This is a genomic window from Arthrobacter sp. NPDC056886 (genome assembly GCF_042788715.1).
Taxonomy (GTDB): domain Bacteria; phylum Actinomycetota; class Actinomycetes; order Actinomycetales; family Micrococcaceae; genus Arthrobacter.
On record NZ_JBHUBT010000011.1, the window covers coordinates 90,683 to 112,556 of the forward strand.

The 21,874-nt window shown below is 67.9% G+C and carries 26 protein-coding genes; 1 reads left to right on the plus strand and 25 read right to left on the minus strand.

Annotation, left to right across the window (positions count from 1 at the left end):
* Positions 1–21: 21 nt before the first annotated feature.
* The 10 genes from ACFRJ8_RS18685 to ACFRJ8_RS18730 form a co-directional block, all read right to left on the minus strand.
* Positions 22–1,110 (minus strand): flagellar biosynthesis protein FlhB, encoded by a 1,089-nt coding sequence (locus tag ACFRJ8_RS18685; RefSeq protein WP_377987778.1) that lies wholly within the window; start codon positions 1,108–1,110, stop codon positions 22–24.
* Entirely contained in the window at positions 1,110–1,868 is a 759-nt protein-coding gene (locus ACFRJ8_RS18690; protein WP_377987780.1) for a flagellar biosynthetic protein FliR, read from the minus strand. The genes ACFRJ8_RS18685 and ACFRJ8_RS18690 overlap by 1 nt, the downstream gene beginning before the upstream one ends.
* A gap of 1 nt (position 1,869) precedes the next feature.
* Positions 1,870–2,145 carry a flagellar biosynthesis protein FliQ gene (fliQ, locus tag ACFRJ8_RS18695; RefSeq protein ID WP_377987782.1) on the minus strand — a complete coding sequence of 92 codons (276 nt, stop codon included), beginning with the start codon at positions 2,143–2,145 and terminating at the stop codon, positions 1,870–1,872.
* The gene (gene fliP, locus ACFRJ8_RS18700; protein ID WP_377987784.1) at positions 2,142–3,008 is read right to left on the minus strand and encodes a flagellar type III secretion system pore protein FliP; all 867 of its coding nucleotides are present in this window, start codon (positions 3,006–3,008) and stop codon (positions 2,142–2,144) included. The genes fliQ and fliP overlap by 4 nt, the downstream gene beginning before the upstream one ends.
* Positions 3,005–3,607 carry a flagellar biosynthetic protein FliO gene (fliO, locus tag ACFRJ8_RS18705; protein ID WP_377987786.1) on the minus strand — a complete coding sequence of 201 codons (603 nt, stop codon included), beginning with the start codon at positions 3,605–3,607 and terminating at the stop codon, positions 3,005–3,007. The genes fliP and fliO overlap by 4 nt, the downstream gene beginning before the upstream one ends.
* Positions 3,608–4,330: a flagellar motor switch protein FliN gene (gene fliN, locus ACFRJ8_RS18710; protein ID WP_277527758.1), complete on the minus strand. Its 723-nt coding sequence runs from the start codon at positions 4,328–4,330 to the stop codon at positions 3,608–3,610.
* Entirely contained in the window at positions 4,327–5,223 is an 897-nt protein-coding gene (locus ACFRJ8_RS18715) for a flagellar motor switch protein FliM (RefSeq protein WP_377987788.1), read from the minus strand. The genes fliN and ACFRJ8_RS18715 overlap by 4 nt, the downstream gene beginning before the upstream one ends.
* Positions 5,224–5,320: 97 nt before the next feature.
* A complete protein-coding gene (locus ACFRJ8_RS18720) occupies positions 5,321–6,148 on the minus strand; it encodes a flagellar motor protein MotB (protein ID WP_377987790.1) in 828 nt (275 codons plus the stop codon).
* The gene (locus ACFRJ8_RS18725; RefSeq protein WP_377987792.1) at positions 6,145–6,963 is read right to left on the minus strand and encodes a motility protein A; all 819 of its coding nucleotides are present in this window, start codon (positions 6,961–6,963) and stop codon (positions 6,145–6,147) included. The genes ACFRJ8_RS18720 and ACFRJ8_RS18725 overlap by 4 nt, the downstream gene beginning before the upstream one ends.
* 2 nt (positions 6,964–6,965) lie before the next feature.
* Positions 6,966–7,268, minus strand: coding sequence for a flagellar FlbD family protein (locus tag ACFRJ8_RS18730; protein WP_277527762.1), 303 nt, complete (start codon positions 7,266–7,268; stop codon positions 6,966–6,968).
* A gap of 273 nt (positions 7,269–7,541) precedes the next feature.
* On the opposite strand from ACFRJ8_RS18730, the gene ACFRJ8_RS18735 reads away from it, so the two are divergent.
* Entirely contained in the window at positions 7,542–8,708 is a 1,167-nt protein-coding gene (locus tag ACFRJ8_RS18735) for a cytochrome P450 (RefSeq protein ID WP_377987794.1), read from the plus strand.
* Between the two features lie 134 nt (positions 8,709–8,842).
* Here ACFRJ8_RS18735 and ACFRJ8_RS18740 read toward each other — a convergent pair whose 3' ends face one another.
* The 15 genes from ACFRJ8_RS18740 to fliD form a co-directional block, all read right to left on the minus strand.
* Positions 8,843–10,009, minus strand: coding sequence for a flagellar hook protein FlgE (locus ACFRJ8_RS18740; protein ID WP_377987796.1), 1,167 nt, complete (start codon positions 10,007–10,009; stop codon positions 8,843–8,845).
* Between the two features lie 31 nt (positions 10,010–10,040).
* On the minus strand, positions 10,041–10,475 hold the full coding sequence (locus ACFRJ8_RS18745; RefSeq protein WP_377987797.1) for a flagellar hook assembly protein FlgD: 435 nt from the start codon (positions 10,473–10,475) through the stop codon (positions 10,041–10,043).
* Positions 10,476–10,493: 18 nt separating this feature from the next.
* Complete coding sequence (locus ACFRJ8_RS18750) at positions 10,494–12,470, minus strand: flagellar hook-length control protein FliK (RefSeq protein WP_377987798.1); 1,977 nt, start codon at positions 12,468–12,470, stop codon at positions 10,494–10,496.
* The gene (locus ACFRJ8_RS18755) at positions 12,467–13,165 is read right to left on the minus strand and encodes a C40 family peptidase (protein ID WP_377987800.1); all 699 of its coding nucleotides are present in this window, start codon (positions 13,163–13,165) and stop codon (positions 12,467–12,469) included. Before ACFRJ8_RS18755 ends, ACFRJ8_RS18750 begins: the two co-directional genes overlap by 4 nt.
* Positions 13,162–13,596 carry a flagellar FliJ family protein gene (locus ACFRJ8_RS18760; RefSeq protein ID WP_377987802.1) on the minus strand — a complete coding sequence of 145 codons (435 nt, stop codon included), beginning with the start codon at positions 13,594–13,596 and terminating at the stop codon, positions 13,162–13,164. Before ACFRJ8_RS18760 ends, ACFRJ8_RS18755 begins: the two co-directional genes overlap by 4 nt.
* A complete protein-coding gene (locus tag ACFRJ8_RS18765) occupies positions 13,593–14,921 on the minus strand; it encodes a FliI/YscN family ATPase (protein ID WP_377987804.1) in 1,329 nt (442 codons plus the stop codon). The genes ACFRJ8_RS18760 and ACFRJ8_RS18765 overlap by 4 nt, the downstream gene beginning before the upstream one ends.
* Positions 14,918–15,625, minus strand: coding sequence for a FliH/SctL family protein (locus tag ACFRJ8_RS18770; protein ID WP_377987806.1), 708 nt, complete (start codon positions 15,623–15,625; stop codon positions 14,918–14,920). Before ACFRJ8_RS18770 ends, ACFRJ8_RS18765 begins: the two co-directional genes overlap by 4 nt.
* Positions 15,615–16,631 (minus strand): flagellar motor switch protein FliG, encoded by a 1,017-nt coding sequence (fliG, locus tag ACFRJ8_RS18775; protein WP_377987807.1) that lies wholly within the window; start codon positions 16,629–16,631, stop codon positions 15,615–15,617. The genes ACFRJ8_RS18770 and fliG overlap by 11 nt, the downstream gene beginning before the upstream one ends.
* Positions 16,628–18,238 (minus strand): flagellar basal-body MS-ring/collar protein FliF, encoded by a 1,611-nt coding sequence (gene fliF, locus ACFRJ8_RS18780; protein ID WP_377987809.1) that lies wholly within the window; start codon positions 18,236–18,238, stop codon positions 16,628–16,630. Before fliF ends, fliG begins: the two co-directional genes overlap by 4 nt.
* Positions 18,238–18,555, minus strand: coding sequence for a flagellar hook-basal body complex protein FliE (gene fliE, locus ACFRJ8_RS18785; protein ID WP_377987811.1), 318 nt, complete (start codon positions 18,553–18,555; stop codon positions 18,238–18,240). The genes fliF and fliE overlap by 1 nt, the downstream gene beginning before the upstream one ends.
* Positions 18,555–18,947, minus strand: coding sequence for a flagellar basal body rod protein FlgC (locus ACFRJ8_RS18790; protein ID WP_277527774.1), 393 nt, complete (start codon positions 18,945–18,947; stop codon positions 18,555–18,557). Before ACFRJ8_RS18790 ends, fliE begins: the two co-directional genes overlap by 1 nt.
* Positions 18,947–19,288 carry a flagellar basal body rod protein FlgB gene (locus tag ACFRJ8_RS18795; protein ID WP_377987814.1) on the minus strand — a complete coding sequence of 114 codons (342 nt, stop codon included), beginning with the start codon at positions 19,286–19,288 and terminating at the stop codon, positions 18,947–18,949. The genes ACFRJ8_RS18790 and ACFRJ8_RS18795 overlap by 1 nt, the downstream gene beginning before the upstream one ends.
* Before the next feature lie 145 nt (positions 19,289–19,433).
* Positions 19,434–19,859 carry a hypothetical protein gene (locus ACFRJ8_RS18800; protein WP_377987816.1) on the minus strand — a complete coding sequence of 142 codons (426 nt, stop codon included), beginning with the start codon at positions 19,857–19,859 and terminating at the stop codon, positions 19,434–19,436.
* Positions 19,852–20,391, minus strand: a complete 540-nt coding sequence (gene fliS / locus ACFRJ8_RS18805; RefSeq protein ID WP_377987818.1) for a flagellar export chaperone FliS — start codon at positions 20,389–20,391, stop codon at positions 19,852–19,854. The genes ACFRJ8_RS18800 and fliS overlap by 8 nt, the downstream gene beginning before the upstream one ends.
* The gene (gene fliD, locus ACFRJ8_RS18810; RefSeq protein WP_377987820.1) at positions 20,388–21,710 is read right to left on the minus strand and encodes a flagellar filament capping protein FliD; all 1,323 of its coding nucleotides are present in this window, start codon (positions 21,708–21,710) and stop codon (positions 20,388–20,390) included. Before fliD ends, fliS begins: the two co-directional genes overlap by 4 nt.
* Positions 21,711–21,874 lie beyond the last annotated feature (164 nt).

A 21,874-nucleotide genomic window follows, 5' to 3' on the forward strand; every position in this document is an offset into this window, starting at 1 on the left:
CGGTGTGCTGCCTGCCCCGTCTCATGTGGCCGCGGCCGTGCTGGCCATGCGGTGCATCCCGGCGCCGGCACCCCGGGCCTTGAGCGCCATGACGAAGGCAAGGACTCCGGCCACCGCCCGGTAAAAGTCCACCGGGATCTCATCCCCCAGCTCACAGGCGCCGTGCAGGGCCCTGGCCAGCGGGATGTCCTGGACCATTGGGACGTTCTTTTGTTCGGCCTCTTCCCTGATCCTCGCAGCCACATGGCCGGAGCCCTTGGCCACCACGCGGGGCGCGGACTTGCCGGGATCGTACTTGAGCGCCACCGCCACGTGCGTGGGGTTGACCAGGACGACGTCGGCATCTCCGATCGCGGCGATCATGCGGTTGCGGCTCATGGCCATCTGGCGCGCCCGGCGCTGGGATCGGATGAGCGGGTCGCCCTCGCTGCTCTTGTTCTCGTCCTGGACTTCCTTCTTGGACATCCGGGTCTTCTTGCGGTTGCGCCGCATCACGACGAAGAAGTCGGCTGCGGCCAGCACGATTCCGGCGGCCACCGCGAACTGGACCAGTGATGCAACGCCGCCCGCCGCGGCGGCCGTGACGCCGGCAACCGGCAGTCCTCCCGCGGTCAGCAGCACGGGGACCAGCCCCTGCACCACGCTGTACAGCACCAGCCCCACCACGGTGGCCTTCAGCAGCGCCTTAAGGCCACCCCACACCGCCTGGGCGCCGAAAAGCCGCTTGATCCCGCCGAGCAGGTTGAAGTGTTCGAATTCGAGCCTGAATTTCTTCAGGTGGACACCGCCCTGGAGGGCGGAACCGGCGAGGACAGCCAGGAACACGACGATCAGCAGGGGTCCGATGATTCCGGCGATGGACGCGAAGCCGTCTTCCAGCGCCCGGACGGCTTTGCCAGGATCCGGGGCGGACATGATCCCGCGGACGCTGAAGAGCTGGTCCGTGGCGGCGTTGGCGGCCCGGTCCACAGTGCTGGGCAGCATGAGCGCGGCGGCGCCGACCCCGAGCCACGCAGTGAGGTCCTGGGAACGGGACAGCTGGCCCTTGGACCGGACATCCTTCATCCGTTTGTCGGTGGCTTGCTCGGTCTTTTCCTGTGAATCCGCCATCAGCCCACCCCCAGCACGGCCTTGGCCGCCTGCCCGGCGAGGCTGGAAACAATCCGGGGCAGGGCCAGGAACATGAATCCGGCCAGCATCAGGGTGAGCAGGATCTTGAGCGGGAAACCGAGCGAGAAGGCGTTCAGCGCCGGTGCCACGCGGGTCAGCAGGCCGAGCCCGACGTCGGCAAGGAACAGGACCACCAGGAGGGGGCCGGCGATCTGCACGGCGGCGAGGAACATGCCGGACACTGCCGCGATGATGGCCTGCACCGGCTGGGCCAGGTCTATGCCCCCGGCCAGGGGCAGGGCCGCGAAGCTGCCGGTGAGGCCCGTGATGACCAGCTGATAGCCGTCGGAGGCGAACAGCAGCGCCAGTGCCGCCATCTGCAGAAGCCGGGTGAACTGAGCGCCGTTGACCATCATTTGGGGATCAAAGGCCTGCGCCATCTGGAAACCGCTGGAGAGGTCAATCAGGCTGCCGGCAGACTGGATAGCGGAGAAGATCACCAGGACCAGGAAACCCAGGACCAGGCCCGTGAGGAGTTCCAGGACCACGCCGGTGACGAACCCTGCGGTGTCGCGGGGCGTGTAGCCGCCGACCATGCGCTGTGTCACCGCCAGGCCCAGCCCCAGCCCCAGCATGGCCTTCACGCGCCCCGGAAAGGCCTGGTGGGAAAAGGGCGGTGCCACGATCAGGAAGGCGGTCATCCGGACCGTCGCCAGCAGCAGCACTTCCAGCCAGGTCGGGTCGATGGGAATGCCCACCTCACAGGCCTCCGAGCAGGGACGGGATCTTCGCGAAGAGGTCGTTCGTGAACGCGACCATCTCCGAGATCATCCAGTGTCCGCAGACGATCAGGGCCACGGCCACCGCGGCCGCCTTGGGCACGAAGGACAGGGTGGCTTCCTGCAGCTGGGTGATGGACTGCAGCAGGGAGATGGCCAGGCCCACCACCAGCGCCGTGACCAGCACGGGCGCGGAGAGCTTCGCGGCCACAACCATGGCCTGGAGGCAGATGTCCAGGACCGCGTTGGCGTTCATCCTGAACCCGCATAGCTCTGGACCAGCGCGGTGATGATCAGGCCCCAGCCGTCCACGAGGACGAACAGGAGGATCTTGAAGGGCAGCGAGATCATGACCGGCGGCAGCATCATCATGCCCATGGACATCAGGGCCGCTGACACCACGAGGTCGATCACGAGGAACGGGATGAAGATGACGAAGCCGATGATGAACGCGGCACGGAGTTCGGAGATCATGAACGCCGGGATGAGGGTCTGCAGCGGGACGGCCTCAGGAGTGGCCGGGTTTTCGGCACCGGCGGCGCGGGACATCAGGGCGATGTCCTCTTCCCGCGTGTGGGCGAGCATGAAGTGCTGCAGCGGGCCCGACGCGGCGCTGACCGCACCGTTGAAGTCCAGCTTGCCGTTGAGGTAGGGCTGGATGCCGAGATTGTTCATCTCGTTGATGACGGGCCACATCACGAAGATCGAGAGGAACAGGGCCAGCCCGGCCAGGACTTGGTTTGGCGGGATGGACGGCAGGGACAGCGCGTTGCGGGTCATTGCCAGGACCACAAAGATCTTGGTGAAGGACGTCATCATCAGCAGCAGCGAGGGCGCAACGGCCAGGAGCGTAATCCCGATCAGGGTCAGGACTGCGGTGGAGGGTTTGCCGTCCATCCCGTTGATCTGGATGTTGACGTTCCCGCCGTCGGGATTGGCAGGGTCGGTCGGCGCCACCGGCGCCACCGGATCGATGGGTGCGGCGTGGCCGGCTTGGGCGTTGAGCCACAGCAGGAGGAAAGCAAACAGCACGACGGCGACCCCCAGGCCCAGGAGCCTGAGGGATCGTGCGACAGCTGTTCGCGGACGGGTGGTGCCGGTGGGGAGCGGGAAGATCAATTGCGTCGTCCGCTCCTGAGAGCAGCGGCAGCCTGCTTCCAGGTGGAGCCGGCCAGGATGGAGCCGTGCAGGGGCGGATGGCCCGACGCGCCGCCGGCGCTGCCACGGCCGGCGTGGCCGCGGGCTTGGGAGTTGCGGTGAAGGGTGCTGCGGCGGGACGGCGGCAGGTCCCGGACGGCGTCCGGATCCTTATCGGCGTCGGCGTAGGCGTCATCAGCACCGTCGGCGCCGTCACCGGCGGGCCGGCTGCTGAAGTGGTTTCCGGCGAGCGGGCTGGCCTCGGCCAGGACCCGGGCGAAATCGCCGAGGCCGCGGCTGATGCCGGGGCCCGGGACTTCTTCGGGTTCGGGCGGGATGTCCCCAGTGTGCAGGACGTTGACTGCGTGCTCGGTGACGCCCAAGAGGAAGCGCTGCCCGGCGGCGTCGACCACCACCACGGAGGCTTTTTGTCCGAGGCTCTGCCGGCTGACGATGGTCAAGGCGCGGTCAGCCCGGCGCCGCCCGGCGCCTTGGCCCAGCCGGCGCTGGAGAAACCACATGAGGCCAAGCACCGCGCCCAGGGCCACGACTACCCGCAGCCCGAGGATCAGTGCGTCCATTCAGCTGAGCCCCTCGGCGACATCGAGGATCCGGGTGATTCGCACCGCGTAGTCCTGGTCGAGGACCACGACTTCGCCGTGCGCGATCAGGCGGCCGTTGAGCAGGACATCTGCCGGGGCGCCGGCGGAGCGGTCCAGTTCGATGATCTTGCCCGGCTCCAGCGAAAGCACGTCCCGGACCGACATCCGGGTGCGTCCGATCTCCACTGTCAGGGCCATTTCAATGTTGTTGATGCGGCCCAGCCTGCCGGCCACCGTGTCGCCGCCGGCGAACAGGTCCCCGGCGCGGTCCTGGCTGTTGCCGTGCTCGCGGAGCCGCACAGCAAACCAGGCCGCGGCGTTGCTGCCGTCGGAGAGTTCAAAGACAGCCGTGTCGGGGTCCGAGAGGAGCCCGGAGACGTCGGATTCGCGCAGGTCGGACAGGACGCCGGCGCCGAAGACCGAGCTGGCGCTTTCCATCGCGGGACGCAGGACGTCGGTCACGGAGACGTGCCCCAGCTGGGACCCTGCCCCGGCGGCCTCGTCAAGGAAGGTGCGGTCGCTGAGCATGAGGGCGAGGTCGGCCGTCACCGCGCCCACGAAGGTCGCCGTGACCGCTTGCCGGGCGTAGGCCGCCGCGGACCGGGCAGGCACCAGGGCGACAACCTTCAGGGCCACCGGACTCGGCAGCTCCTCAACGAGCCGTTCCGCCGACAATTCGTGCTTGGTCAGGGTGATGCTCATCGTTGGTTCTCCTCGATTGTGACAATTACTGCGGCCGCCCGGGAGCCGTTGCGGGCCGGGGCGGCGGTTGCCAGCCGGGTTCCGTCCAGGGTGAGGTCAAAGGGCCGGTTTTCCAGGTGCGGCAGCGTCAGGACGTCGCCGACGGCGAGTCCCAGGACCTGGCTCGGTGTGACGAACGACGTCGAGAGCCGCACCGACAGTTCCACCGGCACCTGCTCCAGCTGGGCGCTGATGCGCGCGGGCGCGTCGTCGCGGGAGTCTGTCGGGTTGACCTTCTTGAGCCGTCCCAGCAGGATGCCGGCCGGAACGGCCAGGGTGGCAGGGGCGTTGACGTCGCCGACGCTCATGGTGAAGGAGGCGACGATCATCAGTTCGCTCGGCGCGGCGGCCTGGGCGAACTGGGAGTTGTACTGGATCGTGTCCACCCGGACGGCCTCGCTGAGCAGCGGGCCCAGCGAGTAGCCGAGGTCTTCGAGGGCCTCGTCCATGAGGCCCTTGATCAGCGCCTGCTCGATCTGGGTGAATTTGCGGTCCGGCATGGGCGAATCGGCGGAGGCGCCGAGCATGCGGTTGACCCAGCCGAGGGCGGCCGGGCCGGGGAACTGCACTACGAGCTTGGAATCGTGGGCCTCCACGGTGCACAGGACCATGGCCGTGACGGCGGGCAGCGAAGCGGCGTACTCGTCGTAGCTGAGCATGCTGACGTCTTCAAGGCGCACCACGGACTTGACGCGGACCTTGGCGGTGAGCTGCGTGCCCCACTGGCGGGCGAAGGTTTCGAAGGCGAGCTCCAGCACTCGGCTGTGTTCGCGGGCGAGCGTCGCGGGACGGCGGAAGTCATAGACGCTGACGGTCCGCTCCCGTACCACTTCCCGCTCATCCAGAACACTCACGGTTGCCACTATCGGCAAGGGAACTCGCGGCGTAAGCAATCCGCGTTAGGCAATACCTTCAAGCAATACCTGCAGGCAAGCACAGAAGGCCTACCGCCTATTTCTTGCTCAGCTTTAGCGCTTCCGGAATGAGCGCCCGGACGACGTCTGGCTTGTCGGAAATGACCACGATGTCCACCCGGCGGTTCCGCTCCATGAGGGCCGGGGTGGAGTCGTCGTTGACCTGGCGGGCCGATCCGAACGCGACGGCGCCGATGGTGCCGGGGGCAATGCGGCCGTTGTCCACCATGTACCGCAGGACGTTGACGGCGCGCGCCGAGGACAGTTCCCAGGTGGAGGGGTAGGCCGTGATGCCATTCGCGGCGTGGCCTTCGACCATGATTTCCATGTGCGCCGGCTTCAGGACCGGGGAGATGACCTGCAGCACCCGGGTGGCCCGGGAGGTGAGTTCGGGCCGGTCGGGTTCGAAGAAGGCCTGTGATCCGACGAGCTTGACCGTCAGGCCGCGCTGGTCGATCTGGAACTCGACGTTCTCGCTCAGCCCGGCGGCCGCCAGCCCGGCCTGCATTTTCTTCTGCAGCTCTTTGAGCTTGTCTACTTCCTTGACCGCTTCAGCCATGTTTTTCTCGGGAGATGCGGTTACCGCGCCCTTGACCTCGGCGAACGCCTCCAGGTCCTCGTTCACGAGTTCAGGCGGCACCACCGTGCCCGACGCCGTGTCCACGGTTTCCGACGCGACCGCGCCGAACCCAGTGGCCAGGGAGTTGCGGAGCTTTTCAAACTTGTTGGCGTCCACCGTGGACATCGCGAACAGGACGATGAACATGCACATCAGCACGGTGACCATGTCCATGTAGGACGCCATCCAGCGTTCGTCGACGTGGTGTTCTTCCGGCTTCTTCCGCCCGCGCCGCCGGGGGCTCACGCGGCCTCGTCCATCCTGTCGGACTTGTCCGCGCCGGCCTTCTTGCCGTCGCTGCCGGAGGCCTTGAGCTGGTGCTCCGGGACCATGGCGCGGAGCCGTTCGGCGAGCAGCAGCGGCTGGGCGCCGGACTGGACCGACAGCATGCCCTCCATGAGCAGCGTCATCCGTTCGATGTCCAGTTCCGAGAGCCGGGCCATCCGGGCGCTGAACGGAAGCCAGATGAAGTTGGCCGAGAGCAGGCCCCACAGGGTGGCGACGAAGGCTGCCGCGATCATCGGCCCCAGGTGGTCCGGCGTGGAGAGGTTTTCCAGGACGTGGGTCAGCGACACCACCGTGCCGATGATGCCCACAGTGGGAGCGTAGCCGCCGAGGCTCGCGAAGAATTTGGAGTTGGCGTGGTCGCTGCGGGCCTTCGAATCAATCTCGTCCTCCATCAACATCCGGAGGTCCTCGGCGTCGGTGCCGTCGGCTATGTTCTGCAGGGCACGGGCCAGGAAGGGGTCCTTGACGCTGGCCGCTTCCTCTTCCAGGGACAGCAAGCCCTCGCTGCGGGCCTTTTCGGCGAAGCGGACCATCTGGTCGATGCTTTCCTGCGGCTTGGCGGTCTTGCCGACGAACATCTTGGGGAGGGCTTTGAAGGCCTGGAGAACATCCTTGATGGTGTTTCCGGCGATCCCGACGGCGAGCGTGGCACCGAAGACCAGGATCATGGGGGCGGGGAGGAGCAGCGCTGACAAGCTGGCGCCCTCGAGCGACACCATGGCGATAACGGAGCCAAAGGCGAGGAGCAGTCCGATGACTGTTGCGGGATCCATCGTTACTTTCTGGGTTGCGCGGGCGCCGTGGGGCCGGCGCCGTCGTCGGAGGGGTCGTCGTCCTGATCGTCGGTCCGGACCAGGCTGAGCGGATATCCGGTGATGGCCGGAAAGTCCCGGGCCTTGCTCAGGATGTACGCCCGGTAGTCGGCGATGAGCTCGACCACTTCGGCGAGGCTTTCCAGCACCACATAGGCGGCGCCGTCGAGCGTCACCAAATGCGTATCCGGGCTCTCGTGGATACGTTCAATGAGGTCCGGATTGACCGCGAAGCGCGTTCCGTTGAGGCGTGTGACGACGATCATGGGCCGATTCTGCTCTGTGAGGGGAAGGGTGTTCTCCTCCGTACTGTCGGCAGGAGCGGCCCCTTCGTTAGGCGCCTTGGTAACCTGCCGGTTTCGCGGGGTGGCCGACGTGGGCCAGAATCCCCATGCCAAGGCTGTTGGGCGGTATTAGGGTGGGAGCTGACGGGGCCCCGCGGCCCGCCCCGTTGGCCGCCTGCTCTGTGGCAATTCGTCCCTTGCAGTTGGCCCAGTGCCAGGAAGCGACGGCCGTCCGCCTCGTCAGGAAGGCCAGCCATGGCGCCTTTTCCGGCTCTGGAGCAGCCGTTGAACCCGTTTCCCCGCTACGAAGCCATGCGGCACAGTGAACCCGTTTTCCAGGACCAGGAGACCGGGGTGTGGCACGTGTTCCGCTACGACGACGTGCAGCGGGTCCTGTCCGAGCACGCCACGTTTTCTTCCCGGATCGGCGGGGACAACCCTTCCGAAACGGGCCAACTCTTCGCCGCCAGCCTGATCAACACGGACCCGCCCAGGCACCGCCAGCTGCGCTCCCTGGTGTCCCAAGCGTTCACTCCACGGTCAGTGGAAGCGCTCGGCCCGCGGATCTCGGAACTCACCCACGAGTTGCTGGACCCGGTGGTCGGTGCCGGCGCCGCGGACCTCATCGACCAGCTGGCCTATCCGTTGCCGGTGATCGTGATCGCGGAGCTGATGGGCATCCCGGCCGCGGACCGGGACCGGTTCAAGCAGTGGTCCGACGTGATCGTGAGCCAGACCCGCCCGGGCGCGGACGAGACCGGGCACATGGCCGCGCACCGGGAAATGGCGGAGTACTTCATGGTCATGATCGAGCAGCGGCGGCGCCGGCCCGGCAACGACCTCATCAGCGCGCTGCTCGCGGCCGAGATCGACGGGCAGAAGCTCAGCGTCATCGAGTTGCTTGGATTCTGTGCCCTCCTGCTCGTTGCCGGCAACGAGACCACCACCAACCTGATCGGCAATGCGGTGCTGTGCTTCACCGAAGCGCCAGGCACAGCGGAGCGCCTGATCGCCGAGCCGGCCCTGCTCCCCCAGGCGATCGAAGAAGTGCTGCGGTACCGCTCCCCGGTCCAGTCCATGTACCGGATCTCGGCCGTCGACACGATGCTGCGCGGCCTGCCCATCCCTGCGGGGTCGCCGATCGTGGCCTGGATCGGTTCAGCGAACCGTGACGGCGAGCAGTTCCCCCACCCGGAGGTGTTCGACGTCGGACGCTCGCCGAACCGCCACCTCGCCTTCGGGCAGGGTGTCCATTTCTGCCTCGGCGCTCCCCTGGCCCGGCTCGAGGCCAGGATCGCGCTGGAGGCCGTGCTTTCCCGGTTGCCCGGGCTGGCCGTGGACCCCGAGGCGCAGCTGGAGCGGATGGAAAGCACGATCGTCTATGGCGTGAAACAGCTTCCCGTGTCCTGGCAGCCTGTCTGACGGCGAGCGCCGCCGCCCCCGCCCCGCCCACTTCCCCGTTGCCCTATCAGGTACGGCTGCTAAAAAGGTCGAATGACAGCCTGGAGTGATAGGGCAACGCGGGGGCGGAGCGCGGGGAGTTAGCGCAGGCGGAGCTAGCGCTTGAGCTGCGTCAGTTCCTGCAGGACCTCATCCGAAGTGGTGATGATGCGGGCGTTGGCCTGGAAGCCGCGCTGGGCAACGATCAGGTTGGTGAACTCCTGCGACAGGTCAACATTCGACATTTCCAGCGAGCCACCGGTCAGCGTGCCGAGGCCGGGATCGCCCGCGGCACCGAGCTGCACTCCGCCGGAGTTGCCGGTTGCCACGTACGAGGAGCCGCCGGCCTTCTCCAGGCCGGCCGGGTTGGTGAACTTGGCAAGGGCGATCTTGGCCAGGACCTGCTTGATGCCGTTGCTGAACGATCCGATCAGGGAGCCGTCGTTGCCGAGTGTGTAGGACTCAAGCTTGCCGACGGCGGCACCATCCTGGCCGCTGACGGCCAGCGAGCTCATAGTGGCGTAGCCGGAGACCTTGGAGATGTCGATGGTGATGCCGTTGACGGTGAAGTTGCCGCCGGCGGTGGGCTTGCCGTTCGCGAATGTCACGGACCCGGTGGCAGTGGTGCCGTTGTCGTCAGCGGCGATGTTCCAGGTGCTTCCGGCCTTGGTGAAGGTCATGGCCACGCTGCGTTCGGCGCCAGCGGCGTCGTAGACCTTGACGAGGCGGTCCAGTTTGGTGCCGTCGGCGGCGTCGCTGGGCAGGTTGCCGTCCAGCGTCACGGTCTTGGTAGCCGCCGCCACCATGGTGTTGGGGTTCAGCGTGATGTTACCGACCGGAGCTCCAGCATTGACTACGCCGTTGGTGGCTGTCCAGCCCTGCAGGATGCCGCCGTCGGGGCTCACCAGCTGGTTGGCCGCATCCGGGCTGAACGCACCGGCGCGGGTGAACAGCTGGCTGCCGCCCTTGCTGGTGACGAAGAAACCGTCACCAGAAATCATCAGGTCGGTGGCCCGGCCGGTGCTCTGCGAGGAGCCCTGGGCGAAGTTGGTGCTGACACCGGCAACCCGGACGCCCAGGCCGATCTGGGCGGGGTTGCTGCCGCCGGTCGCGGGCTGCGGGCCGGTGGCGCCCTGCTGCAGCTGGGACAGGGTGTCCTGGAACTGGGTGGAAGAGGCCTTGAAGCCGGCGGTGTTGACGTTGGCGATGTTGTTGCCGGTAACGTCCAGCATGGTCTGGTGGGCGCGAAGGCCCGAGATTCCGGAGTACAGCGAGCGGAGCATGGGAACTGCCTTTCTACGGGTGAAGAACTGGTTAGGAAGCGGCCGGAGCAGTAAGCCCGGTGACGGAGTCGAGGGGAACGGCGAGGTCCCCGATCATGACGGACGGAACCGAGCCCGCATAGCTGACGGAACTGGCGATGCCTGTCCCGGTGGTGCCGTCCGCGAGGGTGTAGCCGACCGAGTGGCCGATCAGCTGGGCCGCTGCCGTCCGCATCTGGAGGGAGAAGCCCTCCTTGCTGTTGGTGGTCAGCTCGGTCATTTTTTCCATCATGGAGAGCTGGAGTGTCTGGCTCATCATCTGGTTGGTGTCCATTGGCGCGCTCGGGTTCTGGTTCTTGAGCTGCGTCACGAGCAGGGACATGAACACGTTGGCATCCATGCTCTGCGAGGGTGTCCGCACGGCGGATGCCTGGGAGGCCTCCGCTGCCGCCGTTACCGGCTGGGATGCGATCGGCTGAATCGTCATAAGTCGCGTTCCTTCGTGTCAGACAAGAATGTCGAGGGTGGTTTGGGGGCCGTTGAGTGTCGTGGCGGCGCGTAGGGCTTGATCATCGGCCAGCGCGTCCCAGCGGTGTCCGGGCCTCCGCTCGGACGGACCGTTCCCGCCGCCTGGGCCGGAGCCGCCACCGCCGGGGTCACGGCCGGCGGCGAACTGGGAACCGGAGCCGGCCCGGTCCTGGCCGGCGCCGTTGTGGCCCCCGCTCTGTCCGGAGCTTCCCGGACCGCTGTGATCGGACAGGCTAAGGCTGGCGCCGAATCCGGCGCCGTGGAGTTCCTTGCGGAGTTCGGGCAGGATGCCGCGGACTGCTTCACGTCCGGCGTCGCCCGGGGCGAAGAGCTCAATCCGGACGCCCGCGGCGTCGATCTGGGCACGGACCGTCAGCGGGCCGAGATCTTCCGGGCTGACTTTGAGCGTCATGATGTGCTGGCCATGCGGCGCCCCCACGAGCGTGAACAGCGGTTTGGCCAGCTGAGGCTGGAGGGGTGCCGCGAAATGGGGGGCAGGCTGGGCAGCGGGCGGTGACGCAGGCTGGGCAGTCGTCTGGACAGCGGGCTGGATCGCAGGCTGAGCAACAGTTGCAGCCGCGGGCGGCTGGGCGGGTACTGCAGCCGGCGCCGGGCCTCCGCTGTCCGGATCGGACGACGTCGCCGTGACCTTTCCTGCCGTTGCCGCGGCTGGACCCGCCGGGACGTCGGCGAGCGCTGTGGAGGCCGTCGGAGCAACGGGGCTGGCGGCGGTGGCGCTGGCGGCAGTGGCGGTCCGGGCTCGCCCGGACGCGGACGGTGCGTCGGCGGCGACAGCGGTGGCGCCTGTCCCGTTGCCCCACGGCCCGGAGGCTGTCGCCGTGGTGGTCACTGCGGCGGTGGTCGCTGGTGGAGCCTCCAGCACAGGATCAAGTCCCTGCGCGGTCCTTGCAGCTGCCCCTGCCGGTGGTCCGGAGGCTGCGGGAGCGACCTGCACGGTGGCTGCCACGGCTGCGCCGGCAGGTGCGATCTGGGGTGAACTGCTGTCCGCCGGAGCGGAGCGGGGCGCAGGAGTGGTCCCCGCCGCGCCGGTAAGGGTTGAGGCCGGCGCCAAGGCCACAGCGGTGGCAGGTGCAGGGGCCAGTGAAGAAGCCTGTGCAGCGACCGGCGCAGCTGCCTTGGCCGAAACCTGGGCGGAAACTTGAGCAGCCACCGGCTGGCCGCCGGATGCCACGGACCCCCCGGCAGCGTCGGAGGCGTGAGCGCCTGCGGCCCGTGCGGCCGCAGCGGCGGGCGGCTCGCGGTCCGGTTGGGTCCCAGCCAGGGCGGAGACCGGTGTCTGGCGCCCTATGGCGGACAATCCCGTGGCCGCGGCGGTCAGGGCCTGAGCAGCAGCAGCCGGCACCCCGGCAGGAAGAACGTCCGTCGTTACGGAGGCAGCGGCGGTCTGTGCCGCAGCGGGGGAAGTATCGTGACGGTCCGACGCCGGCGCTACGGCCTGCGCTGATACGCCGGTCTGCAGTGACGGCCCCGCCTGCGTAAAGGAGACAAACGGGGACGAGGAGAGCTGAGCCGCCGCGTACTGGGGCACAACAAACTGCGGCTCAGCGTACTGGGCTGGGGCATACTGCGCCGACCCGGGGCTGGCAATGCCGGAGGAAGCGGCATCGGTGCCCGGCGCGGCCCAAGCAGCGGCGGCGGCAGCCGCCACAGGGTTCGCGGCGGTGCCGGCCAGCGAAGCGGGATCCTTACCGCCGTCGCGCTCCGGAGGACGTTCCGGCGCCCCGTCGGCGGCTACCGGTACGTCAGGGGCCGTGCTCGGCCCGGCAGCGGCGCCGTTGCCTGCTGCGCCCTGCACGTCGTTGAGGACGGCGTCGAAGGACGCCGCGTCCGGGCTTCCGTTGCCGGTCCGCAGTTCCGCGCCCTGCCGGGCCGCCCGGGCCGGTGCGGCAGTTGCCGGCGCAGCCGCGAGATCCATCGATGCCCCGGCTTTCATGATGCCGTCCCTGCGGGAACGATGCGCCGTATGGAGGTCAGGTTGGACTGCTGCTCCCAGGCATCGCGGATCTGGATGGTCTTGCCAGGAACGGGAGCGTCGATCGCCTTGCCGTTGCCCAGATAGATGGAAATGTGGTTGCCGCCGAAGCTCACCAGAAGGTCTCCGGGTTTGGCCTCGGCGAGGGACGCCACCGGGGTGCCCTGGCGCATTTGATCGCTCACCACGCGGGGAATCTCCACGCCGAGGTCTTTGAAGACCCGCTGGGTGAAGCCGGAGCAGTCCATGCCGGTGGCCGGATTGGTTCCGCCCCACACATAGGGAACACCGATGTACTTCTTGGCCACTGACACGACGTCGTTGCCCGTCGCGGCACCGCCGGTGTGAACGGTTCCCGTGGACCGGGCGCCAGTGAGCGCGGCGGTCCCGGCCGCCGCCGTCGTGCCGCCGAGCCCCAGTGAGGTGCCGAGGCCCAAGCCGTCCGTGAGGGACGCGACATCCGTTGCGCCATTCCCGCCCAAGGCCGCGGCAAGTGCCTGGGTGAACGTGGCGGAGTCGCCTGTGCCCGTCGCGGTCGCGAGCGAGGTCGCCGCCGCGGCCTTGGCGGCGGCGGTTTCCGTGGCCGCGGGCCGGCTCAGTTCCGCAATCATCGACTGGATGCCCTGCATCCGGCCGATCGCTTCGGTCATGCTCATGGCTTCACCGGCTGTTCATCGCGGTGCCAGAGCGTCGAGGCGATCTCGTCCAGGGCCGACTGTTCGGCGCGCAGGTCCGCGGAGTTGACCTCGGCGTCGTGCCGGGCCTGCAGTTTTTCCAGCCCCACGGACCTCGTTCGGGCGGCGATGAACTCGGCGCGGGCCCTGGCCTCGTCAGCCTCGGCCAGGTGCGTGAGGTTCTGCAGGTCCGCGAGCATGCTGTGCGAGGACGACCGGGCGGCGGCCACGGCGCGCAATGAGGCTGAGCTGGAAATGGGGTCATCCGTGGCCGCCAGTTCGCGGCGGGCGGCGGCTTCGCGGACCCGCACGGAGCTGGAACGTGAGCGGGCGCGTGCCAGCCCGGTCGCTGCCTGGTCCTGCTGGAGCTGGCGGAGGCGCAGGAGGCCAGCCAGAGAGAATTCGCGGTTCATGCTGCTGCTCCCAGGATCGAAGTGAGGTAGCCGAGCCGCTGCCAGGACTCGGGGTGGGCCGTGGATTCGTCCATCGGCTGTTGGAGAAAACCGCTGACGTCGTGCTCGTGGTTCAGCGCTGCGTCCACCAGGGGGTTGGTCCCGGTCTGGTAGGCGCCGACGTCGATCAGGTCCTGCGCCGCCTTGCGGGCCGCAAGGACCCGGCGAAGCGCGGCCGCGGACTCGAGATGGGGCCGGGAATTGACCTTGCTGGCCACCCGGGACACGGAGCCGAGCACGTCCACGGACGGGAAGTGCCCCGTGATGGCAAGCTTGCGGTCCAGGACCACGTGGCCGTCCAGGATGGACCGGGCGGCGTCGGCAATGGGCTCGTTGTGGTCGTCGCCGTCCACCAGCACGGTGTAAATGCCGGTGACAGAGCCGGTTTCGGCTGTGCCGGCGCGCTCTAGCAGCCGCGCCAGGATGGAAAAGGTCGACGGCGGGTAGCCGCGGGTGGCCGGGGGCTCGCCGGCCGAGAGGCCGATCTCGCGCTGGGCCATGGCCACACGGGTGAGGGAATCCATCATGAGGACCACATCCTGGCCCTGGTCGCGGAAGGACTCGGCGATCCGCGTGGCGGTAAAGGCTGCGCGCATGCGCATGAGGGCTGGTTCGTCGGAAGTGGCGACCACCACCACGGAGCGCGCCAGGCCGGCGGCGCCGAGATCGTCCTCGAGGAACTCGCGGACTTCGCGGCCGCGTTCGCCCACGAGTGCGATCACCGAGACCTCGGCGTCGGTGCCACGGGCGATCATGGAGAGCAGGGAGGATTTACCGACGCCGGAGCCGGCGAACAGGCCCATGCGCTGGCCCTTGCCGAGCGTCGTCATGGTGTCCAGGACGCGCACGCCAGTCTGCAGCGCGGTGTCGATGCGGGCGCGTTTCATGGCGTTCGGTGCCTCGTTGTCGATCGGCACGCGCGGTCCGCTGAGCAGCGGGCCCTTGCCGTCGATCGGGCGTCCCAGGCCGTCAAGGACGCGGCCGAACAGACCCCGTCCGGTGGGAACCAGCACCGCGCTGCCCTTAGCGCGGACGGGATCGCCGGCAGCCACCCCGGCCAGCCGGCCCAGCGGCATGCAGCGCACGGAGCCGTCCAGCGCGGCGACGACCTCGGCGTCAAGGCCCGGGTTCTCCCCCACGGTCACGAGGTCGCCCAGCGCGCAGTCCAGCCCTGACACTTCCAGGCCCAGCCCGATGACGGAGGTAACGACGCCGACCCGTTGCGGGGCAGCCGCGGCCAGCGCGGCGGCAAAGTCGGCACCCTTCGGGCGCCACTCGGCGATCATGCCTGGCCCCGGTAAGCGCCGCCGGGATATTCACCGGGAACTCCGGCAGCAAGGCCGCTGGCGGGATCGGCGTCGGACTGGCCCAGCAGTGGTTCGCCCAACAGTGCCGTGCGGGCACGCCCCAAGGCTGTGCGGAGGCTGGCATCGAACCAGCCCTGCTGGTACTCGACCTTTGCGTCGCCGCGGCCCAAGGAGGGGTCAGCGATGAGCGGCAGCCCGGCGGGCAGTTCCTGGCCTTCCCGGCTGAGGACCTCGATGTCCGCCGGGTGCAGCCGGACGGCCAGCACCGTGGCGGAGTCGCTCCCGGAAAGGGCGCGGGCCAGGGCCGCGCGTGCGGTCCGGGTGCCTTCGGCCAATTCGTAGCCGAGGATGGCCTCGGCCAGTTCCAGCGCCGTGCGGGCGAGGATTTCCTCGGCGTCCTGCAGGGCCTGCACATGGCGGTGCGAAAAATCGGTCCGCGCGACGGCAAGGGCACGCACTGCACGGTCCAGGTCCTGTTGTCCGGCGGCCAGGGAGGCGGCCTGTTCGGCGGCCATCCGGTCCCGCCAGCGGCGCTGTTCCTTCGCGGCGGCACGCACCCCGGCGGCATAGCCGGCGGCGTGGCCCTCGGTGTAGCCGGCCTGCTCGGCGGCCGGGCCGCTCGCCCGCAGCGAGGGGAAGACGATGCGCGCCGGGACAGTGGCAGCGCCGCTGTCAGTAGACATAGTCTTCCTCGTCCCCGCGCTGGATGGTGATCTGGCCTTCGGCCTCGAGCTCGCGGATGGACCGGACGACGGCGGCCCGCGCCTCTTCGATCTGCGAGGCCCGCAGCGGCCCCAGTGCGGCGATCTCGGATTCGAGGATTTCCAGGTTGCGCCCGGAGACGTTGGTGGTGATGGTTTCCAGGACCGGCTCGGAGGCGCCCTTCATGGCCATCGCCAGGACGGCGGCGTCGAGTCCGCGCAGCACCAGCTGCACGTCGCGGCGTTCCAGTTTCACGATGTCGTCGAACGTCACCATCTGGGCCCGGATCTCCACCGCGAGGTCGGGATCGAGCAGGTCCAGGCCGTCCAGCACGGACCGTTCCGTGCCGGCGTCGGTCCGGTTGATGATCTCCAGCAGCGGCTGGATGCCGCCCACCACCTTCGAGGCCTGCTGGGACACGGCCGCACCGCCGCGGAGTTTGAGGGTGTCTGCGACGATCCCGATCGCCTCGGGCGCGCCGGATCCCATGGTGGCGATACTGAGGGCGACGTCGGCGCGCAGCGAGCCCGGCAGTCCGGACATCACGGCCGAGGCCTTGCGCGGGCTGAGGTGGGCGAGCACCAGGGCGATGGTCTGCGGCAGTTCGCCGTCGATCAGGGCCAGAATCTGCACGGGCTCGATGTCTTCGAGGAACTCAAAGGACTTGCCGGCCATGTTGACCGTCAAGCGGTTCATGAGTCCGGCGGCCCTCTCCGAGCCGAAGGACGCCTCCAGCAGGCCCTCGGCGAGCTCCCGGCCGCCCCGGGCCTGGCGCGGACTGGTCAGGGCGGTCTGGTGGAAGTCCTTCATGATCTGCTCGGCGACGTCCGGGTCCACTTTGCGGAGCTTGACGATCTCCCCGGCAATTTCCTCCGCCTCGGTGTCCGTGAACTGGGCCATGACCCTGGCGGCGTTCTCGGGGCTCATCTGCATCAGGACGACGGCGGCGCGCTGGGTGCCGGAGAGGAGCGTATCGGTTGGCTTCATACCGGTTGCCTGTCATCCATGAGGCTCCGCAGGTAATCGGCGGCCCGCTCCGGGTTGGCGGCGACCATGCTGTCGATCTCAAACCGGCGGCGCTCGGATTCCAGCTGCTCGATGCTCGGGCCTGGAAGCGGGGGCAGGGCGGTGATCGGGATCGCCGATGTCGCCGGCGCGGGCGGCAAGGCCACAACGGGCGGCGCCACGGGCATGATCTCCAGGTCCAGGCGTTCGCCGAGGTCCACAGGCTCGCGCTTCTGGCGGCGGCGCAGGATGATCGTGACCACAAGGGCCAGGATCAGTAGGCCGAGCAGGATGCTGCCCGCTGTGACGATGGTGCCAAAGAACGCGGCCTGCTTTTCGGCTTCGGCGTTGGCCTTGGCATCGGCGAGCGCTTTGGCGGCGTCGTCGGCGGCGGCAGTGCTGAACGGCACAACCTCAACCGTGACCACATCGCCGCGCGCCGTGTCGGCTCCGGCTGCGGAAGTGACCAGGTTCTTCAGCGAAGCGAGGTTCAGGCCGCCGGCGGCAGCCTGGCTGACGGCGACGGAGATGGTCTGGCGCTTGATGGCACCGGCCGGGATGACCCGGTCCTCGGTGACCTTGTTGACGGCGTTGTTCTTGGTCGCGGTGGAGGAATCGAAGTTGCCGTTGCCACTTGTGCTGCCGGGCACAGCGATGTTGTCCGGGCCGAGGACGCCGGCGGCCCCTCCCCCGGTTCCGGTGTATTTCTCGGTCTTGGACGATTCACTGAGCGGCAGGGCGCCGGCGGTGTTGGAGAAGGTTTCGCTCTTCTGCTGTGCGGATTCGCCCGTCACATCGGCGGCGACGGCCACCGTGGAGTTGCCCGGGCCCACCACGCGGTCCATGACGGCCTTGACGGCATCTGAAGTGCGCTGCTGGTAATCGCTGGCCTGCTTGGTGGAGGAGCCTGCGGTCCCGCCGCCAACGGTGGAAAGCACGTTGCCCTGGGAATCGACCACGGAGACGTTGGCGGGTTTGAGGTTTTCGATGGCGGCAGAGGTCAGGTGGACGATCGCCTGCACGCGGTCACTGGACAGGGTGGCGCCGGCGTCGGTCTCGATAAACACCGAGGCGGTGGTGTCCGGGGCCTTGGACACAAACACTGTCTTTTCGGGGATAGCGAGCCGGACGGCGGCGGTTTTCACACCATCCATGGCGGAGATCGTGCTGGCAAGTTCGCCCTCGAGGGCCCGTTTGTACGTAACGGACTGCTGGAATTCCGAGGACGTCACGCCCATCTTGTCCAGCAGGGAGTACCCGGTGGCGGCGGCAGTGGGCAGGCCCGCGGCCGCGGCCTTGAGGCGCTCGTCGTAAACCTTGTCCTGCGGCACCAGGATGGTGGATCCGCCGTCGCTGAGCTCGTACGGAACGTTGTCCTTGCGGAGCTGTTCGACGATGCCGTTGGCGTCGGTGGTCTGGAGGCCGGAAAACAGGGGGGTGAGCACCGGACGGGTGAGCCAGGCGGACAAGGCCACAATGCCCACCACCAGCAGGGCAGCGCCAAGCACGGCCAAGGTGCGCTGGCCGGCGGTGAAGCTCTTCAGGCTCGCGCCGAAGCGCTGAAAGAAAGCGGTTATCTGCGGAGGCATCAGGCCTGCATCCTCATGATCTCGTTGAATGCGTCAACGCCCTTGTTGCGCACGGTGGCCATGAGCTCGAGCGTCACCTGCGCGCGGGTAGCGGCAAGCGTGGCGTTGTGGATGTCGTCCAGGTTTCCGGTCACGGCGGAGACAGCCAGCTGGTTCGACGTCGACTGCAGCTGCTGGAGGTTATCCACCGCGCCGGTGAGCGAGGTTGCAAAGGCGGAGCCGTCCGTGCCGGCGACGGGGGCCGCGCCCGTGTCTACGCCTGCGACGTAACTTGTCGGCAGGACACCCTGGACGGGGGCGATGGGGGCAACAGTCATTAGGAGCGTCCAATCTCGAGGGCAGCCATGTAAGTTTCGCGGGCGCGGTCCACCACCTGGGCGTTGGCCTGGTAGCCGCGCTGGGCGATGATGAGCGCGCCCATTTGTTCGGCCATGTCGATGTCCGGGTACTTCACGTTGCCGTTGGCGTCCGCCAGGGGGTGGTCCGGCTGGTAGACGATCCTGCCCGCGGCGTCGCCGAGCTGGGTGCTCTTGACGTACACGCCCGAGCCCTCCGAGCCTTCTGTGGCCTCGACGTACCGGGCCTGGAAGGCAGGGCCGGACGTGGCGGAGGCGTTGTTCATGTTGGCGAGGTTGTCTGAGACAGCATCGAGCCACTTGCGGTGGACGGTGAGGGCGGAGCCGGCGATGCCGATTGCGTCGAAGGTCATCAGCTGGTCCTCAGGGCGGAGCGCACGGCGGTGAATTCGGTGTTGACGGCGCGGGCGGCGAACTGGAAGCGCAGCACGGTGTCGATGTTGGACAGGGTCTCGGTGTCCAGGTTGACGTTGTTGCCGTTCAGCTGGGTGGGTTCCAGGGATTCCGCCGTGGTTGCCTGGACGCGGCCATCACCGGACTTCACGGACGCCGCGAGGGCGTCCTCGAAGCTGACCCGCTTCGCGTGGTAATTAGGCGTGTTGACGTTCGCGATGTTGTTCGCGATGGTGCGCTGGCGCAATGCCAGCCCGTCCATGGCACTGGCCAAGGCGGCGGAAGTCACGGATTCGAGCACAGAGTCCTGCCTGGGAAAGGTGGGGGTGGCCGATCCGTGGCCGGTAAGCGAGCGATCCGTGCTCTTACAGTGGTTATCGGCACTGGTCAGCGCCGCGTTAGGCGAAAATACAACAGTTCTTTCAAAGACTTGAGCTGAGGAAGACTCAGCCGTTGACGTCGAGGTAAATTGCGGCGGAAGACTCGCCCACTCCGGGTACCGAGGACACCGCCTGGAGCTGGCGGGCCACGTCCATACGGGCTTCATCGAGCCGGTGGGCGACGCGTTCCTGGGCGGCTGCGAGGGCGACGGCGCGACGCCGCGCAGCCGCCGGCAGCGGGCCGGTCCGGGTGGGCGGTGCCCAGCGTTCCACGGGCAGCGGCGCCACGTGGTGAGGTGCTGACGAGGACAGCGGGCCCAGCGGATCCTTCAAGGCACGTTCGGCGGCCTGCACCGCCATTTCGAGCACATCCAGGACAGCCGTCCAAGCCGCCAGGGCGGTGTCAGCGGCCGCGGATTCGGTCAGGGTTGATGCGGTGTGGTTGTCACCGGCTTCCCCCAGGCCGGTATCCGCGTCAGTCCGCTCAGCCAAAACCTAGGCTCCCGCCACCTGTTCCGGGCCGGGTGTTCCAGGCCCCGGCTGCCGAGAAGGCGGTGGGGGCTGCGGCGGGGAAACCTGCTGCGGTTCCGCGACTGGCGGTGGCAGGTGCCGGGATGACGGCCGCAGCTTCGTGCCAGGCCTGGCGCAGAGGTTCCAAGAGTTCGATGGCTTCGCGGGTCAAAGCCGGGTCGCGCTGGATATTGGCGTTGACCAGGGCCGTAAAGGCGTAGTTATAGAGGCCGATCAGCCCATCGGCGCCATCCCAGGAATCAGTCTTCAAGGACGAGACGAGCTCGGCAATGATTGCCTGCGCATGCAGGAGGTTTTCCGAAGCGACGGGCCAGTTGGCTCCCTGCTGCGCGGTCTCCGCTCGGCCAAGGTCCAGCAGGAGGCGGTCGTAGAGCATGGTGAGCAGGCGCGCCGGCGGGGCCGAGAGGACGGAGTCTTCGAGGTACTGGTTGCGCTGGGCCGCGCTGCCGAACCCACCCGCGCCGTAACCATTGCCGTAGGCAGCGGTGGTCATGATGAACTACTTCCTGAGGAGAGGCCGGCGAGCTGGGAGGTGAGCCACGTCTTCTGGGCGTTCATGTTGCTGAGCGCCACTTCGAGGCCGGAGTAGGTGCGCTCGAGCGTTGCTTTCCGGGAGGCGAGGCGGGTGTCCCAGTCGCTGATCCGGTCGGCAAGGTCACGGACCTCGGACTGCTGGCCGGTGATGGTGGTGGTCAGTGTGCCGGTGTACTTGTCCGACGCCGTGGTGGCCGCGGTGGCAATGCGCCCGGCGATCTCCTGCACCTTGGCTGCGGTGCCCGCGGGGTCAGCGGCGAGGGCGGCAGCAAACTTCGTGGCGTCGAATTCCATGGTGCCGGTCTTAGTGATGCTGATGCCAATTTCCGACGGCGATCGCGGCGGGGTGCCGACCGGCAGGGACGCGGCAGAAAGAATGCTTTGGTTTACCGAACGCACGGTGCTGTCGCCGGCGAAGACCCCGGCGGATGTCGTGGTGCCGCTGGTGGTGGTCGAGGTGCTCACGGCGGCCTTGCTCGCCACGAGGGCGAAGATGCCGTTGGCGCCGTCGACCAGATCAGAGGCTAGCTTGGTGATCCCGGCGTCGTCGCGGGAAACCGTGAGCGTCACGGGGGCGGGCGTCACCTCTTTGGCGGTAATGGACACGCCAGGGAGCAGATCGGTGAACGTGTTCGTGGACGACTTCACGGTCTGGGCCGCGGTTGTTCCCGGCCAGAGGGCGATTTCGGCGTCCTGGGCCGTCTTAACGTCTGTGAAGGTCGTACCGGCGTCGGAAATGGTAAAGGCACCGGCTGCGCCGGACTTCGTGGCTGAGAACTGGAGCCGGAACTCCCCGCCTCCAACTGAGACCTTGCTGGCCGTCACGCCTGCTCCGGCCGCATTGACGGAGTTCACGACGTCGTCCAGTGAGCTGGTCAGCGGGGTAATGGTGTACGTCTGGCCGCCGCTGTTGATGGTCATGGTGGTGTAGGGCCAGCCCACTACCTTGTCGGTGACTGTGACCTGCGTCTGGGCCAGCTTGTTGACCTGGAAATCGATGGAGCCTGCTTTGGCCGCGGCAGTGGCGGTGGCAACGACCTTGTCGCTGCTGGTTGTTGCGGAGAACAGGTCCAAGGCGCCGGGCTTGGCTGCGGCAGTGGCTTGCGTCGCGAGGGCCGCGACCTTGCTGTTGAGTCCTTGGAGGGCCGAGACCATCGACTGGACGTCGTAGGACTTGTTCTTGAGCAGGGTCTGCGGGATGGCTTCCGCCTGGATGATGGAGCTAATGAGCGCGGTGGTATCGAGCCCGCTGGCCAATCCGTCGAGTGAGATCCCCATGGCTGCCTCTCCCTGCTGTCAAGAACTGTTTCGGAATTCTGGTTTCGGAACTGCGGATCCTGCACGTAAGGACCGGACGATGGATTGCCCGCATCGTCCGGCCCTTCCGCAGTGAATTGATCGGGATTGTGTCTCCGTCCGATCAGGGTGGCGGCCTCATTGCT

Coding starts and splice junctions, on each gene's coding strand:
- ACFRJ8_RS18685 (WP_377987778.1), bottom strand. CDS start 1,110: ATGGCGGATTCACAGGAAAAGACCGAGCAAGCCACCGACAAACGGATG.
- fliQ (WP_377987782.1), bottom strand. CDS start 2,145: ATGAACGCCAACGCGGTCCTGGACATCTGCCTCCAGGCCATGGTTGTG.
- fliO (WP_377987786.1), bottom strand. CDS start 3,607: ATGGACGCACTGATCCTCGGGCTGCGGGTAGTCGTGGCCCTGGGCGCG.
- fliN (WP_277527758.1), bottom strand. CDS start 4,330: ATGAGCATCACCCTGACCAAGCACGAATTGTCGGCGGAACGGCTCGTT.
- ACFRJ8_RS18725 (WP_377987792.1), bottom strand. CDS start 6,963: ATGGATCCCGCAACAGTCATCGGACTGCTCCTCGCCTTTGGCTCCGTT.
- ACFRJ8_RS18730 (WP_277527762.1), bottom strand. CDS start 7,268: ATGATCGTCGTCACACGCCTCAACGGAACGCGCTTCGCGGTCAATCCG.
- ACFRJ8_RS18735 (WP_377987794.1), top strand. CDS start 7,542: ATGGCGCCTTTTCCGGCTCTGGAGCAGCCGTTGAACCCGTTTCCCCGC.
- ACFRJ8_RS18740 (WP_377987796.1), bottom strand. CDS start 10,009: ATGCTCCGCTCGCTGTACTCCGGAATCTCGGGCCTTCGCGCCCACCAG.
- ACFRJ8_RS18745 (WP_377987797.1), bottom strand. CDS start 10,475: ATGACGATTCAGCCGATCGCATCCCAGCCGGTAACGGCGGCAGCGGAG.
- ACFRJ8_RS18750 (WP_377987798.1), bottom strand. CDS start 12,470: ATGAAAGCCGGGGCATCGATGGATCTCGCGGCTGCGCCGGCAACTGCC.
- ACFRJ8_RS18755 (WP_377987800.1), bottom strand. CDS start 13,165: ATGAGCATGACCGAAGCGATCGGCCGGATGCAGGGCATCCAGTCGATG.
- ACFRJ8_RS18760 (WP_377987802.1), bottom strand. CDS start 13,596: ATGAACCGCGAATTCTCTCTGGCTGGCCTCCTGCGCCTCCGCCAGCTC.
- ACFRJ8_RS18765 (WP_377987804.1), bottom strand. CDS start 14,921: ATGATCGCCGAGTGGCGCCCGAAGGGTGCCGACTTTGCCGCCGCGCTG.
- ACFRJ8_RS18770 (WP_377987806.1), bottom strand. CDS start 15,625: ATGTCTACTGACAGCGGCGCTGCCACTGTCCCGGCGCGCATCGTCTTC.
- fliG (WP_377987807.1), bottom strand. CDS start 16,631: ATGAAGCCAACCGATACGCTCCTCTCCGGCACCCAGCGCGCCGCCGTC.
- fliF (WP_377987809.1), bottom strand. CDS start 18,238: ATGCCTCCGCAGATAACCGCTTTCTTTCAGCGCTTCGGCGCGAGCCTG.
- fliE (WP_377987811.1), bottom strand. CDS start 18,555: ATGACTGTTGCCCCCATCGCCCCCGTCCAGGGTGTCCTGCCGACAAGT.
- ACFRJ8_RS18790 (WP_277527774.1), bottom strand. CDS start 18,947: ATGACCTTCGACGCAATCGGCATCGCCGGCTCCGCCCTCACCGTCCAC.
- fliS (WP_377987818.1), bottom strand. CDS start 20,391: ATGACCACCGCTGCCTACGGCAATGGTTACGGCGCGGGTGGGTTCGGC.
- fliD (WP_377987820.1), bottom strand. CDS start 21,710: ATGGGGATCTCACTCGACGGATTGGCCAGCGGGCTCGATACCACCGCG.